Source organism: Metabacillus sp. FJAT-52054 (assembly GCF_037201815.1).
GTDB classification, from domain to species: domain Bacteria; phylum Bacillota; class Bacilli; order Bacillales; family Bacillaceae; genus Metabacillus_B; species Metabacillus_B sediminis.
This window is the reverse complement of the sequence record NZ_CP147407.1, coordinates 3286593-3303393: the sequence shown is the minus strand read 5'-3', so window position 1 is coordinate 3303393 and position 16801 is coordinate 3286593. Positions and strand designations below refer to the sequence as shown.

The following is a 16801-nucleotide window of genomic DNA, read 5'->3' as shown; positions in this document are numbered from 1 at the left end:
ATCCGACTGCATAGTTTACAGTAGGCAGGATTATACAGAAAGAGTTTTGGAGGTTATGTGATGAGTGAACAAATTAATTTATATGAAGATATGAGGCGGCCATTTGGCTTTGGCGGCTTTGGAAGACCAGGGTTTGGCTTTGGAAGGCCGGGCTTTGGCTTTGGAGGCTTCGGCCGTCCGTTCGGCTTTGGCTTTGGAAGACCATTCGGATTTGGATATGGCTTCGGGCCATTTGGCTACGGCTTTCCCTTGGGCTTGGCGGGAGGATTAGCTGCTTCTGCCTTACTGAGCCCTTATTATGGGTATGGCTATGGATATCCGTATTATCCGTATCCATATTATGGATACCCTTATTATTAATTAGAAACAGGCCGGATCGATCAAGGATCCGGTCTTTTCTATTGGAAAATTCCTTTAACATACTAATGTGATAAAACAAACCGTTGACATAGGTTCTCATTCTGTGATAATTTAGGAACATGTCATTTTATTGCTCTACCATATTAGCAAACTAAAGGATTTTTGGAGGTTCTGTTATGAATGCTGTCATTTTAGCTGTTGCCGTTCTTCTAGTGCTAAGCCTTGTCAGAGTAAATGTTGTATTTTCTCTGATTATCGGTGCATTGGCAGGGGGGTTCGCAAGCGGCTTGGATATAAAAACAATTGGAGAAGCTTTTACTTCCGGATTGGGAGGAAATGCTGCAGTCGCTCTCAGCTATGCATCACTTGGTGCATTTGCCGTTGCGCTTACTAAAACCGGGCTGCCGGATGCAATGGTGCACTTTGCGATTAAACTAGTAGGCAGAGAAGGAGAATCGAATAGAAAAACTCTTTCCAAGGTTTTGATCTTATTCATCATCCTGCTGGTTTCGATTTCTTCTCAAAATATCGTACCTGTTCATATCGCGTTTATTCCCGTTTTAATTCCGCCTCTATTAAAGATCTTTAATCAGCTTCAAATTGACCGAAGACTTGTGGCTGCTGTTATTACATTTGGTTTAATTACACCGTATATGTATATTCAAGCAGGTTTCGGAGCAATTTTTCATGGGATTTTAAGAGATAATATGAAGCAAGCGGGACTTGCTATTAAACTTTCGGATATTCCAGATGCCATGCTCATTCCTTCTTTAGGAATGGTAACCGGCTTAATACTTGCTTTCTTTTTCTATAGAAAGAAAAGGATTTATGAAGATCGTGAAATTACAGGGGCAGAGGCAGTAGCCTTTTCTAAAAAATCTCTCAGCTTTGCGGCAGCGGCCATTATTATATCCCTTGCTGTTCAGTTATACCTGTCACACCTGGAGATTGAGGGAGGAATGATTTTCGGAGCCCTTGCGGGAATTGCGGTTCTCTATATTACAGGCGCGATGAAATGGAAGGAAGCAGATGGAATCCTGACAAAAGGGATGCAGATGATGGCATTCATCGGATTCGTTATGCTTGCTGCATCGGGCTTTGCCAGTGTAATGGAAGAAACCGGCCATATTGAGAAGATGGTGAGAGGTGCTTCAGCACTAATCGGAGATAACCAGTCATTAGCTGCGCTGCTCATGCTTATAGTTGGACTGCTCGTCACGATGGGAATTGGGTCTTCCTTTTCAACGGTTCCCATTATTACAGCTTTATTTGTCCCATTGTGTATAAACCTCGGCTTTAGTCCTTTAGCTACGATCGCTATTATTGGAACGGCAGGTGCACTTGGAGACGCAGGTTCACCTGTATCGGACAGTACACTTGGTCCCACATCGGGCTTAAATGCAGATGGACAGCATGACCATGTCTGGGATACTACTGTTCCGACATTTCTCCTCTATAACATTCCGCTTATCCTGTTTGGATGGATAGCGGCAATGGTTCTCTGACTTCGGTATATCGTCTGTTTTTAAAGACTTTATATATAGCCATGATTGGAAAAAGGGCCTTCTCTAGGGGCCCTTTTTCGTTTGCAGAAATAAAAAGACTGCCGGAATCCTCCGGCAGTCAGATATTATGCTTGCAATTGTATATTTTTCCATGCGTTAAGGAGTTCAGCGTCGTCCCAGTCGAACAAATAATCGGCTGCAGATGGGGTATAATGTAATACTTCTGTTTCATATTGTTCGCGGTCCAGCTCACTCAAAAAATAGCGTTTAATCGCTAATCCAGACATGATCTTCACCTCTTTTATTACGATACTTGCATTATGCCAAAATGGAGCTCTATTTATACCTCCGGCGGCAATAGTTATTAGAATACCTCAAATCCCAGGGCAATTCAACCCATTTTGTTTATTTTTCCCTGATATTTTATGCAGTAATGATCTGTAAGTTGTATGATTTCTCCAATTTCGCTTGATTGAAAAGGGTATTTTGGCATGCGATGCTGTTTTGAAATAGATGAACAGCAACCCGAGGAGCGGACGCTTAGAAAAGAGCAGTGAGTGAAAGCCGTGTCCGATAAATGAGAGCAAGTGTCCGATATGCGCATGTGAGTGGCCGATAAAAGAGAACAAGAGTCCGATATCCGCGTGAATGAGCGATATCCGGTAATCAGTGTCCGATAAATGGGAGCGAATGTCCGATAAACGTGAGCGAGTGTCCGATATGAGCGTGTGAGTGGCCGATAAAAGAGTACAAGAGTCCGATATCCGCGTGAATGAGCGATATCCGGTAATCAGTGTCCGATAAATGAGAGCGAGTGTCCGATATGCGCATGTGAGTGGCCGATAAAAGAGTACAAGAGTCCGATATCCGCGTGAATGAGCGATATCCGGTAATCAGTGTCCGATAAATGAGAGCGAGTGTCCGATATGCGCATGTGAGTGGCCGATAAAAGAGTACAAGAGTCCGATATCCGCGTGAATGAGCGATATCCGGTAATCAGTGTCCGATAAATGAGAGCGAGTGTCCGATATGCGCATGTGAGTGGCCGATAAAAGAGTACAAGAGTCCGATATCCGCGTGAATGAGCGATATCCGGTAATCAGTGTCCGATAAATGAGAGCGAGTGTCCGATATGCGCATGTGAGTGGCCGATAAAAGAGTACAAGAGTCCGATATCCGCGTGAATGAGCGATATCCGGTAATCAGTGTCCGATAAATGAGAGCGAGTGTCCGATATGCGCATGTGAGTGGCCGATAAAAGAGTACAAGAGTCCGATATCCGCGTGAATGAGCGATATCCGGTAATCAGTGTCCGATAAATGAGAGCGAGTGTCCGATATGCGCATGTGAGTGGCCGATAAAAGAGTACAAGAGTCCGATATCCGCGTGAATGAGCGATATCCGGTAATCAGTGTCCGATAAATGAGAGCGAGTGTCCGATATGCGCATGTGAGTGGCCGATAAAAGAGTACAAGAGTCCGATATCCGCGTGAATGAGCGATATCCGGTAATCAGTGTCCGATAAATGAGAGCGAGTGTCCGATATGCGCATGTGAGTGGCCGATAAAAGAGTACAAGAGTCCGATATGCGCGTGAATGAGCGATATCGGTAATCAGTGTCCGATAAATGAGAGCGAGTGTCCGATATGCGCGTGTGAGTGGCCGATAAAAGAAAACAAGAGTCCGATATGCGCGTGAATGAGCGATATCCGGTAATCAGTGTCCGATAAATGAGAGCGAGTGTCCGATATGCGCATGTGAGTGGCCGATAAAAGAGTACAAGAGTCCGATATCCGCTTCAGCCGCAAAAAAAAAAGGAAGGCAGCTCCCGGCTGCCTTCCTATATATCCCTTTATGCTGCCCGCTGTTTTGTTTGACGGTTTCCCTTTTTTACCTGATGATAGATACGCGGAGTGATAAGGGCTGCGAAGATGGTGAACACAACATCTTTAACGGCGAACCATACCATGATCTGCCATGCTGCCAAGTAGGAAAGCTTGGCCCCTGCTACATAATTGATGATTGCATACATGTAGGTTGTTCCGAACAAGTAAATTACGATGATTCCTGCAAATGCAGCGGCCATAAATACCGGAAGCTTCGGATTTTTGTTCCATTCTACGATTTTTCCTGCTGCATAAGCGGCTAATATGTAGGAAAGAATAAATCCGCCGGTTTTTCCAAAAAGAATGCCAAATCCCGAAGAAAATCCAGCAAAGACAGGTGCACCTGCAGCGCCTATAAGTGCATAGACCGTCATAGATACCGCTCCCAAACGGCTACCGAGCAAAAGCCCTGAAAGCACACAGAAAAAAGGAGCCATTGACAGCGGTACTCCCGCAACCTGCAAAAACGGCACCCATGAAGTTAAATTTGCCCCGACTGCCATTAAAGCGGCAAACATGCTGGCGTATACTAAATCAATTGTCTGAAATTTTCTACCCATCCCATAATTCTCCTTTACACCTATAGGCTTTTATATATAGACTAATAGAAGGTGTTATTAATGTCAACTTCTATTATTTAAAGGTTAACATAAAAAGGCGGTGAACAAAATGTACTTCGGCAAATCCAAAGCCCATGCTAATTCAGAACGTGTACCTCCTAACCAGCATGTAACGAAAACCTTTCCGGTTCTGCACGCCGGTTCGGTTCCGGAATATCGCGAATTGAAGAGCTGGAATCTTCAGGTTTACGGACTTGTAGAGAAGCCTTTGCTTCTAAGTTTTGAGGATTTGATGGAATTTCCTCAAGCAACTATCTCCAATGATATTCATTGTGTAACGGGATGGTCCAGACTTGATAATCAATGGACAGGTGTTAGAGCAAGGGATATAGCTCATGCAGCGGGAGTCAGCGGCGAAACAGGATTTGTTGTTCTCCATGCCGAGGAAGGATGGACGGCAAATCTTCCGTTAGAAGACTTTCTGAAGGAGACAAGTCTGCTGGCTCATTCTCATGATGGTAAACCATTAACGCCAGAGCATGGATACCCGATCAGAGCAGTTTTTCCGCATCTTTATTTTTGGAAAAGCGCTAAATGGCTTAGGGGAATTCAATTTACAAAGCAAAATCATCCTGGATTCTGGGAAAAAAACGGCTACCATATGAACGGAAACCCTTGGAAAGAGGAGAGATTTTCCTGGGACTAATGCTTTATTTTTGTTTTTGGAAAAAATTAATACTTGAAAAATAAAAAACTTTCGTTATAGGGGGCGCGAAACCGCTCCTACATTGTTATAATAAATACTATGCTGGCATATTTACAGCAATCTAATTACCGAGGATTTAATGGAGTGTAGACTACATGTACTTTACGTTATTGGCTATTATTGCGATCATTCCTTTCGTATTAGGTGTTGTGATTTTATTTCACAATCGCACTCCTTTTTTTCAAGTTGCCATCAGTTTTCTCCTATTGCTTGCTTTTTGGCAATTAGACTTATCCATTCTATATGGGGTGGAGTTATTTGAAATTGAAGAGGCCAAAAGATATTTCACATTTTTCCGCTTTGGCATTATTTTTAATTTTCCAGTGGTCTGTTATTTCATGTACATTCTTCTCACCCGCTACAGCAAAGTGAGTCTGTTCTCCAAAAAGGTTTTCCTTTGGCCGCTTCGGCTCGTCTTGATTTTCTCCTTTATGTTAAGCACCGCTGTTTATGTGCTCAGCAACACAGCCTTAGGAGTGCGAGGGCTTGAGATGTATTACCCTGGCAAACAGTACCCTAATCACTATTATCCTATTTTTGGAGATTGGCAGTGGCTGTTTGTACTGAACACGAGCTTAACCTTATTTGTTGCCTTCACTTTAATATTTTTCTCCATATTCCTGGCTGTAAAGGAACATCGCTTATTTAGCTTGTATTTAAGCATAACTGTTTTCAGTGTTATCACGATCGGACTTTTAAGCGGGTATAAAATCCTTCCGCTTTTTGTGTCAGGTTTTTCATCTATATTGCTTACTCTAATCATCTTTATTGGTCTTATTCAAAATCTTACCCGCGGTTTGAAGGAGCAAAAAAATCTCCTTCATAAAATTATGAATCTCAATCCCAACTATATTTATGTGAAAAATGAAGACCACCAGTACATTATCGCTAATGAAGCCATGGCTTCACTTTATGATATGGATGTGGAAGATCTTCTGAATAAAACAGACCTGGAGCTGAATCCCCGAAGTGTTCAGGCAGTAAAAATAGAAATGGAAGAGAAGAAGGTTCTGCTTGGGATCAAACCAAAATATGAAAAACTAGATAAAATTGTCGATTTAAGAGGCCAGGTCAAGTGGGTAGAAGTTCTGAAAATTCCCGTAACCCTTGAAGGGAAACAGCTGATTTTATGTATTGGAAATGACATCAGCCAAAGGAAACGGGACGAAGAATACTTTTTAAAAACAGAGAAAATGAGTGTTGTAGGAGAGCTGGCAGCGGGCGTTGCTCATGAAATAAGGAACCCGCTTACCTCGCTTAAAGGGTTTGTTCAATTTTTAGGTGAGGATGAAAACCTGAAGCATCGAAATCATCTTCGAGTCATGGCGGAGGAGATCGATCGGATTAATGAAGTTATTGATGAGCTTTTGCTGATTGCAAAGCCTCAAGGCAAAACTTTTAAAAAAGAAAAAGCTGCAGAGATATTGGATGATGTTGTCTTGCTTATGGAGGAGACAGCCAAAGCTGCTCACGTACAATTCAGCATTACCGCTGATCCGGAACTGTATATCATGTGCAATAAAAATCATCTAAAGCAGGTCTTCATGAACTTAATTAAAAATTCAATTGAAGCAATGGAATTTGGCGGGATGATGACCATCTATTGCTCACTGACAGCTGATGGCTATGCACAATTTATTTTGAAGGATGAGGGAGAAGGCATTGAACCTGACCGGATTGAAAAACTAGGGGAACCATTCTTCACAACGAAAGAGCGAGGGACAGGCTTAGGTCTGACGGTATGCTACAAAATTGTAAAAGATGAGCATAGAGGGAAAATTCAATTTCAGAGTGAATTGAGAAAAGGGACAACCGTTACCATTCTGCTTCCTTTAGATCCAATTGAAGAAGCAAAAAAGAGATTTATTTAATAAAGCGGCCTTATGGCCGCTTTATTTTGAATTTTTTTCTATATGAGCTTCTAATTCGATGGATACATTGCCTTTAAGCGCTCGTGAAATCATGCAGGACTGCTCTGCTTTTTCTGCCAGCCTTTGAGCCAGTCGGATCTCTTTTTCTTCCGCATCAGATGCTAGAATCAAATCAGGGCGGTGAATGATTTTTTTGTACGTGATATATCCCTTTATCACCTCGACGATTCCCTCAGACTCCATCGTGAGACTTTCTACAGGGATTGAATTTCTTTCAAGCATCGCAGCGAGTGTAATGATATAACAAGTTGCTGCTGCCCCTAAAAGCATTTCATCCGGATTTGTTCCCTCACCCGGTCCATCCATTTCCGGAGGGATGGAAATGGCTGTCTTTAAATGTCCGGTTTGTATTTCCCCGACACTATTTCTTCCGCCGGGCCATGTTGCCTGAAGCAAAAAGCTGTGTTCTGCCATTGAAATCGCCTCCCTCGGCTAGTGTAGCGCATCTTTTGACTATAAAAAAGGAAGATGCTCAGCGCATCTTCCTTTTCAACAGAGGTTATACAGTCAATTCTTTATCCAAAGCAACTTCCGCAGGTACATATGTGAAGCCAAGATCACGAGCAACAGCTGCGTACGTAATCTCCCCATTAGCAGTGTTCAGGCCTGCTTTAAGGGCGATATTTTCTGTGATCGCTTTATATACACCTTTATTGGCAATTTGCAATGCGTAAGGTACGGTCACGTTAGTTAGGGCCATTGTAGAAGTTCTCGGCACTGCACCAGGCATGTTGGCAACAGCATAATGAACGACGCCGTGCTTTTCATAAGTTGGCTGGTCATGAGTTGTGATGTGGTCAACGGTTTCAACTATTCCTCCCTGGTCAATCGCTACGTCAACGATGACAGAACCAGGCTGCATGCTTTTTACCATTTCCTCGGTTACAAGAGTCGGTGCTTTTGCGCCAGGAATAAGAACCGCGCAGATAAGCAAGTCGGATTCAGCAACTGCTTGTGCAATGTTGATTGGATTGGACATAAGTGTTTTAATCTGAGTGCCGAAAATATCGTCCAATTCACGCAGACGGTCAGCACTTAAATCGATAATGGTTACATCCGCTCCAAGACCGATTGCCATTTTGGCTGCGTTTGTTCCGACTACTCCTCCGCCAATGATTGTAACTTTACCGCGGCTCACTCCGGGAACTCCTGCAAGCAGAATCCCTTTTCCGCCTTTAGGCTTCTCAAGGAATTGGGCACCGATTTGAGCGGACATGCGTCCTGCCACTTCACTCATCGGTGTAAGCAATGGAAGGGTGCGTCCTGCTGAAACAGTTTCATAGGCAATCGAGATTACACCGGATTGTTTTAGAGCAAGTGCAAGTTCCGGCTCAGCTGCAAGGTGAAGGTAAGTGAAAAGAATCAGACCCTCGCGGAAAAATACGTACTCTGGCTGCAAAGGCTCTTTTACTTTCATAATCATATCGGATTGAGCCCATACATCAGCTGCCATCTCAATTATCTCTGCGCCTGCTTCCAAATAAGCTTCATTTGTAAAGCCGCTTCCTAAGCCAGCTTCTTTTTCTACAAGAACACGATGCCCGGCTGCTGTAAACTGTGCTGCTCCGCCTGGAGTCAGCGCAACGCGGTTTTCGTTGTTTTTAATTTCTTTAGGTACACCTATAATCATAAATCCGTCCTCCTATAAGGTCAGGTATTGGTTTGGAATAAGTTATAGGTTTAGTATAATAGCTTCTTCCTATTTTTTGTTTGTTTAAAAAAGAGAAAGGGCTTCCATGCTTTTGTGAAATTTCACAAAGACATTCGATCCAGCTTCATATCCAAATAAATGGTCATTTTCTCATTCGGATTCGTTAAGTCAATCTCTGCTATTTGAGTGATGCGCTTCAGTCTGTAGCTAAGCGTATTTACATGAACATTCAGCTGTTTGGCGGCAGCATGCACAGAGCTGTCGGCCTCTAAGTAAACCTCAAGCGTCTCAGTTAAATTGGATTTGTGATCAGCATCGTATTCCTTAAGCTTCTGCAAAGAGTAATTTTCAAAGCCCTCCAGCTTGCGCTTTTCGTAAAGCACATCAAGGTACTGGTAGATCCCGAGCTCTGAAAAACTTGTTAAAGACATGGTTTCTTCAGGAAAACGCTGTTTTATTTTTGAAACGGCAAGTGCCTCGTGATAACTTTGTTCAACTTTAAGCGTTTCACCGTAGACTCCTCCAATGCAAGCTTCAACACCCCGGAGTCCAAATCTTTCATCCAGCTGCCTTACAGTTGAGGCGCAGAAATCTTTAATCTCTGTTAAAGCCTGCTCACCGCGCGGCTCTGCCAAAATGATCAGCTGGTTATAGTCAGTTGTAGATAACAATACGTGAACCTGCTGTGTTGTTTTAAGCAGATAATCAATTTGCTTCTCAGCACTTTGGGAAATTTCCGGGCCGAACGTAAAAAGGATGACAGAAAACGTTTGTGGATACTTCACATTCAGCTGTCCGAAGCCCTGCTGAATTTCGTGGATGGACTGAACATTTCCTGTTAGCAGCCTCCAGAACATTTCCTGGCTGCGTTCCTGTCTTTTGGTTTTATTGGCATGGAGATTAAGTAGTTTATTTTTAATGGCCTCTGTCGCTTCTTTTAATAATTGAAGCTCTGAAGGCGATAGCTTTTTCTCAATTTCAAGTGCCCAGACGAATCCAAGGACCTCTTCATTTTTCCAAATAGAGATGGCGACACGGCTGCCGAGACCTACCTCCTCGATTTGATTTACACGGATCGGTTCTTTTGTGTTCATCAGCTTAGGGATCGTCCCGTCCTTCCATAAGCTGTTAATTACTTTCTCAGGCACCCGGCGGCCTATAATAGTAGAAATTCTTGCCGGATCTGTACAATCGTCATGAGTACTGTAGGCAAGAAGCCGATGATTTACGTCCTCTATTGTAATAGGAAGAGAAAGGACTTCACTGATTTTGTCGGCAATATCCTCAAGCCGGTCAAACTGGTAGATGAAAGGCTGATTATAGCGGTCGGTCATATTAGTCACTCCTGATCATTCTTCTATAGAAAAGTATGCGCATCTCCTTTGTAAAAATCAACAAAAAGAGGGGGGGAGGATAAATCCAAAATAATGATGCAGAAACCTCATATTACACAATTCAACATAATTTCCCAGGAAATTCTGGTTATCCTAAACCTGAATTCTCATTAAGGAAGGATGATTGAAGATGAAATCATGGTTGCTGCTTGCTGGTTTGGTCATTATGGTGTCTGCACCAAATTTGGCTTTTGCTGCTTCTGAAAAACAGCCAGTTCCAAATCACTCTAAGCATTTTAAAAAGGATAGGAAACAGGAGCTTCTACGTCTGGTGAAAACCTATACCCCTGAAAAGACGCGTGAATGGGAAACTGCACTGCAAAGAAGAAAAGAGCTTAAGGAGAAGCAGCATCAGAATTATGAAAAAGACAGGAATGAGCTTGCCGGTTTAAGAAAGCAGTGGAAGGAACAAAAATTGCCGGATGAAATTATCCGGAAAAATTCAAGAGAGTGGCGGGATAGCAAGCACAAAGGGCATCACCATCCTGACCGGAAGAGGGTTCTGCAGGATCTTAAGCATGCTTTAAAAGAGAAAGATGAAACAAGTATTAAAGAATCTTTGAACAGTATGCTTAAACGGGTGCAAAACCGAAATAAGGAACTGGAAAAACGGCTGAAATAGGGTTCATTCAAAAATTCTCCACATTCTCCACAGTTCTATCATATTTCTGCGTCAATTTTGCATTATGATCAAAATGGAACTGGACTGCTGAAAAACTGGAAAGTCGTTTAAGTGAAAAGGTACAATAATGAAAAGGAATAAGAGGGAGCATGCCTGCTCCCCTTTTCTGGTGAATCAGAGCTGCTGATTGTTATTCATTGAATGCCAAGCTTATGGAGGGGATGAAATGTCTTATACCGTCTATTTAGTAGAAGATGAAAATCATTTAAATACCGTATTAACCACATATTTGAAACAGGAAAATTGGGAGGTTAAGAGCTTTCATAATGGAATGGATGCGATTAGAAGCATTCATGAACAGCCCCATTTATGGATTCTCGATATTATGCTGCCGGACATAGATGGATATGACGTTATAAAAGAAATTAAAAAAATGAACGAAGATACTCCTGTCATATTTATTAGTGCCAGGGATGAAGACCTCGACCGGATAATTGGTCTGGAGCTTGGCGGAGATGACTATCTTGCCAAACCATTTTTGCCGAAGGAACTGATCATCCGTGCGAAAAAAATTATGAAGCGCACATATGAAAAGCATGAGGAGCCAAGCCTGATTTATGGTCCTTATATCATTAAAGAAAGAGAGCGGACCATTTCTGAAAACAATGAAGTGATTCAGCTGACGTCAAAGGAATTTGATTTGTTTGTCTATCTTGTCAAGCACGTAGGAAGCGCACTGAGCCGTGAGCAGATCTTAACCTATGTTTGGGGGGACAATTATTTTGGCTCGGACCGGGTAGTGGATGACTTAGTCCGAAGAGTTAGAAAAAAATGTCCGAAGCTGCATGTTGAGACCATTTACGGATATGGATACCGGACGGTAAAGTATCTTGAGAAATAAACCGTTATTTGTTCAAATTGCCACGCTCTTCACAGGTTTAATTGTGGTAATGGCGATTGTCTTTTTTCTCGTTATTCCTTCAACACTAAAGACGTTTTTTACAAATGAACTTTTTCGCACAATTGAAGAGGCGCAGCAGCCATCCTATCCTAATCTGAATTATACGGATCCGGAGAATTCTTCGGCAGATCAGCAAATCCGGTCTGTCAAGCATATCTTTATCTATGAAAATGGCCGTTATGAGGGTGAGCAATATTTGCGGTTGTTTTTAGCTCAAGGCCAGCAGCAAAAAGAAAATATGAAACGCTATAATTTATCCTTCGGTAAAAGTGAAATGCTCTATGTCATTAGAAAAGGCTATGACAGAGAAGGAAACAAAGGATATCTCGTGTCCTTCCTATGGGACAAGTATCGAAATGAACTTATACAAACGTTATTAACACGAATCTTCTTTATTTTTGCCTTAATCATTGTAGGCGGCATAGTCCTTGCTTTTATCTTTTCAAAATGGCTAGTTAAACCGCTCGATTTGATCACGGCTCATGTAAATAAGATTTCCCAGCGAAAGCTTGGCGAATCCCTTCTATTAGACCGGAAGGATGAAATCGGGAAGCTTGCCGTCTCGATTGATGATATGAGGAAGCAGCTCAAAAAACAGGACGAATTTCAGCAAACGATGCTTCAAAATGTTTCCCATGATTTGAAAACTCCGATTATGGTGATTAGAAGCTATTCGGAAGCAATGAAAGATGGGATACATCCTACAGGATCGCTTGAGGGATCGGCTGACATTATTGAAAAAGAAGCGCTGCTGCTTGAGAAGAAAATCAAAGATCTGCTTTATTTAACAAAGCTCGATTATCTTTCCCAGCTAAAGCTTGAGAAAAAACCTGTTTATATCAATGAAACGGCAGAGGATGTTATTGTGAGATTCAGTGCCGCCAATCCTATGGTAAAGATCCGCTCAGATTTGGAGCCATCTGAAATCTATGGCAGTGAGGAACAGGTGAGGGTACTTCTGGAAAACCTTCTCGAAAATGCACTGAAATACGCTAAAAGTACAGTGGATCTGTCTGTGAAACAGCGTGGAGATTCGATTCTGCTCCGCTGCTTCAATGATGGTGAGCCGGTAAGCGAAAAGCTTCTTTCCAATTTGTTTCAGCCATTTGTAAAAGGAGAAAAGGGCAATTTCGGTCTTGGACTTGCCATCATTAAACGAATTGCCGATCTTCACCACGCTTCTATTACAGTGGAGAACGAAAACGAAGGCGTCGCCTTTCAGGTTTTTTTTCCGCGATAAAATGCCGTTCTTCTTGATGAAGGACGGTATTTTTTTGGCAAAACAGCCATTTCAATGGACAACTATTCAAGAGATGTCATACAATATAACGTTTCATTTGATATTGTCCTTCAACTGTGATAATTTGATAAGAAAAATTATTTAGGATAAGGAGGGTTCACAGATGAGGAACGTTACGCTCATACAGATTTTTGACCATCCGATTGCACAGAAATATTTGCAGCGTTCAGGAATTGCCCATGCTGTTTCCGTTGCTTTTCATGCGTATAGACTTTCTGTAAAGGAAGGAGTTGATCCGGATTTGGCAGTGAAAGCAGCCCTGCTTCATGACATTGGACATTATGAGTGGTATACAGACGGGGAATGGGACTTTGAACAATATAAAAAGAATGACATTCATGCCATTAAAGGAGCAGAGCGTGCTCACAAGCTGCTGGTTCGTCTTGGAGAGGACCGTCAAGCGGCGAAAGAAATTGCGCTCGCTATTCTGCTCCATACGGATTCCTACCTGCCTGACGGAAGCTTATCACAGAATCCTCTTCAAAAAGTGGTGAAGCTGGCAGATGAAATGGATGAGGAACCGGATGGCAAACATCACTACAGGAGAATTTCCGAACAGACAGCAAGAAAAAAGATACAAGAACTGGATCAGCTTATAGAACAGAGGAAACGTCCCTTAAAAAGAACGGTATAGCTCGAAGAATCCTAGAAGTGGTGATATCTCCACTGCATCCTTCATACGTTAAAAGTATGAAGATTGCTTTAAGGAGATGAATGCCATGCAGAACCAAGCTCCTCAAATGATTACGATCATTGATCCATATGTATATCAAACGCTTCAGACGGTTATTGGGAAGGATCTTGTTATTCAAACGACCAGGGATACAGTACGGGGGAACCTTACTGATGTGAAGCCTGATCATATTGTATTAAAGGCAAACGGAGACTCTGTGTTCTTTATTCGTATTCAGCAAATTGTATCCATTATGCCAGATAACGATTAGATGTCCCAAGAAGCCGGTTCAGTTGCGAACCCGGCTTTTTATTTTTTGCTTTTCCGGCTGATAAACAGAAGAAAGCGGCTGGAAAGAGAGCAAGATTGGCTGGAAAAAAGAGTTTGGCTGGAAAGCCGCGACTTTCGGCTGAAATTCCGTTTTTACCCGGAATAGCAATGGAATTTAAATACAGGTGAGCGGCAAATGAATTTAGGGTATAGATATAGATGGAATGAATGAAGCTTGATCATATAAGGCCATAAACAATAAACAGATAACTTGAACCATTGGGAGGTGACTCCTTATCCAGTTACGGATAAGGGAATTTTGGATATAGTGAACCTGGTGCTTGTCGCCATACTTATTGCGTTAACCGCATTTTTCGTAACATCGGAATTTGCCATTGTAAAAATCAGGAGTTCGCGGCTTGATCAGCTTATTGCAGAAGGAAATAAAAACGCGATTGCTGCCAAACGGGTCACATCAAGTCTTGATGAATATTTATCGGCATGCCAGCTGGGTATTACAGTGACCGCACTTGGCTTGGGGTGGCTTGGAGAACCGACCGTAGCCCGTTTGCTTCAGCCTTTATTTAAAATGCTGCCAATAGGAGAGTCGCTTTCACATGTTGTAACAGTGGCGATTGCTTTTGCTATCATTACTTTTTTTCATGTGGTCGTCGGAGAGCTTGCGCCCAAAACGGTCGCGATTCAAAAGACCGAAGCCGTAGCCCTTGCGTTCGCCAGACCGCTGATTATGTTTTACAAAATTGCTTTTCCTTTTATTTGGGCACTTAACTCTTCAGCTCGGTTTATTACAGGTCTTTTTGGGATTAAGCCTGCATCTGAGAACGAGCTTGCTCATTCGGAGGAAGAGCTGAGGATCATTTTGTCGGAAAGCTATGAAAGCGGAGAAATTAATCAATCTGAATATAAATATGTCAACAGAATTTTTGAGTTTGATGATCGTGTTGCAAAAGAGATTATGGTGCCGAGAACGGAGATTGCTGCATTGGACTCTGAGGATACATTTCAGGAGAACCTTGAGCTGATGAGTGAAGAGAAATATACCCGCTACCCTGTTGTGAATGGTGACAAAGACCACATTTTAGGTATGGTCAACAGTAAAGAAATTTTCACTGATTTATTTACGAACATTCATGTTGGTCGCGAAAATATGGAAATGGAAAAATATATTAGGCCGGTTATTGAAGTGATTGAAACCACTCCGATTCAGGATCTGCTGATTAAAATGCAAAAAGAGCGCGTCCATCTGGCTATTTTGGTGGATGAGTATGGCGGGACAGCAGGACTCGTAACAGTTGAAGACATTATTGAAGAAATTGTAGGGGAAATTAGGGATGAGTTTGACCAGGATGAAGTTCCCGAGGTCCAGAGAAAGTCTGAACATCACTATATTTTTGATGGAAAGGTCCTTCTGCATCAAGTAAACAATCTTCTTCATCTGCAAATTGAAGAAGAGGATATTGATACAGTGGGAGGATGGATGCTCACAAGAAATGTTGACATTAAAGAGGGGCAGACGGTCTTTCATGAGGGCTATGAGTTTACCGTCCGTGAAATGGAAGGGCACTTGATCCGCTCAGTGGAAGTACTGAAACTCCAGTCCGAAAAAGAAAAGGCAGCAAATATACAATAAGTAAAGCGCGCTGGACTTCCAATCCGCGCGCTTTATTTTTCGATTTTAATTGATTAGCATTGACATAGAGATGTATGGATAGTAGCTTGAAGATAAAAGAATAAACTGGTTTAGGAGGCAGGTGCCCGTTGCTGAAGTCTAAAGTGCATTTTTGGACGCTTGAAATATTGCTGATCCTTTTGATCATCTTCGTATGTACCAAAGTCTCGTTTATATTTTCACCACTGGTATCATTCACAACTACCCTCTTCTTTCCAATGCTTATTGCGGGTGTCTTGTTCTTTATTTTTAGCCCAATCGTCCGATTTTTAGAAAAGAACCGTGTGCCGAGAACCTTGGCTATATTAATTATCTACTTGATTTTTATAGGCCTGATTGTCATGCTTGGTGCAATTGCAGGACCGCTGCTGTCACAGCAGGTAACGGATCTTTTTAATAGTTTTCCGGACTATGTAACGGAACTGACGCAGTTTATTCAAAATCTTTCTCAATCTACTTGGTTTAAATGGATCATGACTCAGGATTATGTTTCGATTGAAAAGATTGAACAGTCTCTCACTAATTTTGCCTCTCAGCTGCCTCAAAATCTGACTGCCAGCATCACGGCTGTTCTTGGGGTCGTAACGAATATTACTTTAGCGATTGTAACGGTGCCTTTTATTTTGTTCTTTATGCTGAAAGACGGGCATAAATTTCCAGTGCAGGCGGTTAGAGTCTTGCCGAATACATACCGTCATGAAGGAATCAAAATCTTCCATGACTTGTACGACACCCTTGCAGCCTACATCCAGGGACAGCTGCTTGTTTCAATTTTTGTAGGAACAGGATGTTTTATCGGGTTCTCAATAATTGGCTTGGATTACGCTTTGATCCTTGGAATCGTCGTTTCTATTTCTAATATCATACCGTATCTTGGACCATTTCTCGGGGCTACGCCAGCAGTGGTTATCGGCCTTCTGGATTCTCCGACTAAAGGTTTGCTTGCCGGACTGGTCGTATTAGTCGTTCAGCAAATTGACGGGAATCTTTTATCTCCTCTGATTATTGGAAAAAGAATCAATACACATCCGCTGACCATTATCCTCCTGCTGATTGGAGCAGGAAGCTTCGGTGGAATCATCGGCATGATTCTTGCGGTTCCCACATATGCGGTTTTGAAAGCAACGGTTTTAAATTTAACGAGATTGATTCGTCTTAGAATGAGATATCAGGCTGAAAAAAGGGCAAACGATTTGAAAAATCCGAAATTGTAAAAAAGACTGGCTCAATGA

General features: G+C 42.3%; 16 protein-coding genes. 11 read left to right on the top strand and 5 right to left on the bottom strand.

Annotated features, from left to right (window positions below):
* Nucleotides 1-60: 60 nt before the first annotated feature.
* Together WCV65_RS17245 and WCV65_RS17240 are read left to right on the top strand one after the other, a co-directional pair.
* Nucleotides 61-360 (top strand): hypothetical protein, encoded by a 300-nt coding sequence (locus WCV65_RS17245; protein WP_035411087.1) that lies wholly within the window; start codon nucleotides 61-63, stop codon nucleotides 358-360.
* A gap of 176 nt (nucleotides 361-536) precedes the next feature.
* Nucleotides 537-1865 (top strand): Na+/H+ antiporter family protein, encoded by a 1329-nt coding sequence (locus tag WCV65_RS17240; RefSeq protein WP_338778172.1) that lies wholly within the window; start codon nucleotides 537-539, stop codon nucleotides 1863-1865.
* A gap of 125 nt (nucleotides 1866-1990) precedes the next feature.
* Here WCV65_RS17240 and WCV65_RS17235 read toward each other — a convergent pair whose 3' ends face one another.
* A complete protein-coding gene (locus WCV65_RS17235) occupies nucleotides 1991-2152 on the bottom strand; it encodes a hypothetical protein (RefSeq protein ID WP_156505968.1) in 162 nt (53 codons plus the stop codon).
* A gap of 1565 nt (nucleotides 2153-3717) precedes the next feature.
* Nucleotides 3718-4311: a biotin transporter BioY gene (locus WCV65_RS17230; protein WP_035411081.1), complete on the bottom strand. Its 594-nt coding sequence runs from the start codon at nucleotides 4309-4311 to the stop codon at nucleotides 3718-3720.
* Nucleotides 4312-4420: 109 nt separating this feature from the next.
* Between WCV65_RS17230 and WCV65_RS17225 the strand changes: the two genes are divergently transcribed.
* Complete coding sequence (locus WCV65_RS17225) at nucleotides 4421-5017, top strand: sulfite oxidase-like oxidoreductase (RefSeq protein ID WP_035411078.1); 597 nt, start codon at nucleotides 4421-4423, stop codon at nucleotides 5015-5017.
* Nucleotides 5018-5172: 155 nt separating this feature from the next.
* Nucleotides 5173-6948 (top strand): ATP-binding protein, encoded by a 1776-nt coding sequence (locus tag WCV65_RS17220; protein ID WP_338778168.1) that lies wholly within the window; start codon nucleotides 5173-5175, stop codon nucleotides 6946-6948.
* A 21-nt stretch (nucleotides 6949-6969) separates the two neighbouring features.
* On the opposite strand, the gene WCV65_RS17215 is transcribed toward WCV65_RS17220, so the two are convergent.
* The 3 genes from WCV65_RS17215 to WCV65_RS17205 form a co-directional block, all read right to left on the bottom strand.
* A complete protein-coding gene (locus WCV65_RS17215; protein ID WP_338778166.1) occupies nucleotides 6970-7422 on the bottom strand; it encodes an OsmC family protein in 453 nt (150 codons plus the stop codon).
* Nucleotides 7423-7507: 85 nt separating this feature from the next.
* Nucleotides 7508-8638, bottom strand: a complete 1131-nt coding sequence (gene ald / locus WCV65_RS17210; RefSeq protein ID WP_338778164.1) for an alanine dehydrogenase — start codon at nucleotides 8636-8638, stop codon at nucleotides 7508-7510.
* A gap of 122 nt (nucleotides 8639-8760) precedes the next feature.
* Complete coding sequence (locus WCV65_RS17205; protein WP_338778163.1) at nucleotides 8761-9993, bottom strand: PucR family transcriptional regulator; 1233 nt, start codon at nucleotides 9991-9993, stop codon at nucleotides 8761-8763.
* Between the two features lie 190 nt (nucleotides 9994-10183).
* Between WCV65_RS17205 and WCV65_RS17200 the strand changes: the two genes are divergently transcribed.
* The 7 genes from WCV65_RS17200 (at nucleotide 10184) to WCV65_RS17170 (ending at nucleotide 16783) form a co-directional block, all read left to right on the top strand.
* Nucleotides 10184-10675, top strand: coding sequence for a hypothetical protein (locus WCV65_RS17200; protein WP_338778161.1), 492 nt, complete (start codon nucleotides 10184-10186; stop codon nucleotides 10673-10675).
* Between the two features lie 226 nt (nucleotides 10676-10901).
* Complete coding sequence (locus WCV65_RS17195) at nucleotides 10902-11576, top strand: response regulator transcription factor (RefSeq protein ID WP_035411066.1); 675 nt, start codon at nucleotides 10902-10904, stop codon at nucleotides 11574-11576.
* Nucleotides 11566-12876, top strand: coding sequence for a HAMP domain-containing sensor histidine kinase (locus WCV65_RS17190; RefSeq protein WP_035411063.1), 1311 nt, complete (start codon nucleotides 11566-11568; stop codon nucleotides 12874-12876). The genes WCV65_RS17195 and WCV65_RS17190 overlap by 11 nt, the downstream gene beginning before the upstream one ends.
* Nucleotides 12877-13039: 163 nt before the next feature.
* Nucleotides 13040-13570: an HD domain-containing protein gene (locus WCV65_RS17185; RefSeq protein ID WP_035411060.1), complete on the top strand. Its 531-nt coding sequence runs from the start codon at nucleotides 13040-13042 to the stop codon at nucleotides 13568-13570.
* 85 nt (nucleotides 13571-13655) lie between these two features.
* A complete protein-coding gene (locus WCV65_RS17180) occupies nucleotides 13656-13880 on the top strand; it encodes a YuzF family protein (protein ID WP_035411056.1) in 225 nt (74 codons plus the stop codon).
* Nucleotides 13881-14198: 318 nt separating this feature from the next.
* A complete protein-coding gene (locus WCV65_RS17175) occupies nucleotides 14199-15530 on the top strand; it encodes a hemolysin family protein (protein WP_338778156.1) in 1332 nt (443 codons plus the stop codon).
* A 128-nt stretch (nucleotides 15531-15658) separates the two neighbouring features.
* On the top strand, nucleotides 15659-16783 hold the full coding sequence (locus tag WCV65_RS17170; RefSeq protein ID WP_035411049.1) for an AI-2E family transporter: 1125 nt from the start codon (nucleotides 15659-15661) through the stop codon (nucleotides 16781-16783).
* Nucleotides 16784-16801: the final 18 nt, after the last annotated feature.

Coding starts and splice junctions, on each gene's coding strand:
- WCV65_RS17245 (WP_035411087.1), top strand. CDS start 61: ATGAGTGAACAAATTAATTTATATGAAGATATGAGGCGGCCATTTGGC.
- WCV65_RS17240 (WP_338778172.1), top strand. CDS start 537: ATGAATGCTGTCATTTTAGCTGTTGCCGTTCTTCTAGTGCTAAGCCTT.
- WCV65_RS17235 (WP_156505968.1), bottom strand. CDS start 2,152: ATGTCTGGATTAGCGATTAAACGCTATTTTTTGAGTGAGCTGGACCGC.
- WCV65_RS17230 (WP_035411081.1), bottom strand. CDS start 4,311: ATGGGTAGAAAATTTCAGACAATTGATTTAGTATACGCCAGCATGTTT.
- WCV65_RS17225 (WP_035411078.1), top strand. CDS start 4,421: ATGTACTTCGGCAAATCCAAAGCCCATGCTAATTCAGAACGTGTACCT.
- WCV65_RS17220 (WP_338778168.1), top strand. CDS start 5,173: ATGTACTTTACGTTATTGGCTATTATTGCGATCATTCCTTTCGTATTA.
- WCV65_RS17215 (WP_338778166.1), bottom strand. CDS start 7,422: ATGGCAGAACACAGCTTTTTGCTTCAGGCAACATGGCCCGGCGGAAGA.
- ald (WP_338778164.1), bottom strand. CDS start 8,638: ATGATTATAGGTGTACCTAAAGAAATTAAAAACAACGAAAACCGCGTT.
- WCV65_RS17205 (WP_338778163.1), bottom strand. CDS start 9,993: ATGACCGACCGCTATAATCAGCCTTTCATCTACCAGTTTGACCGGCTT.
- WCV65_RS17200 (WP_338778161.1), top strand. CDS start 10,184: ATGAAATCATGGTTGCTGCTTGCTGGTTTGGTCATTATGGTGTCTGCA.
- WCV65_RS17195 (WP_035411066.1), top strand. CDS start 10,902: ATGTCTTATACCGTCTATTTAGTAGAAGATGAAAATCATTTAAATACC.
- WCV65_RS17185 (WP_035411060.1), top strand. CDS start 13,040: ATGAGGAACGTTACGCTCATACAGATTTTTGACCATCCGATTGCACAG.
- WCV65_RS17180 (WP_035411056.1), top strand. CDS start 13,656: ATGCAGAACCAAGCTCCTCAAATGATTACGATCATTGATCCATATGTA.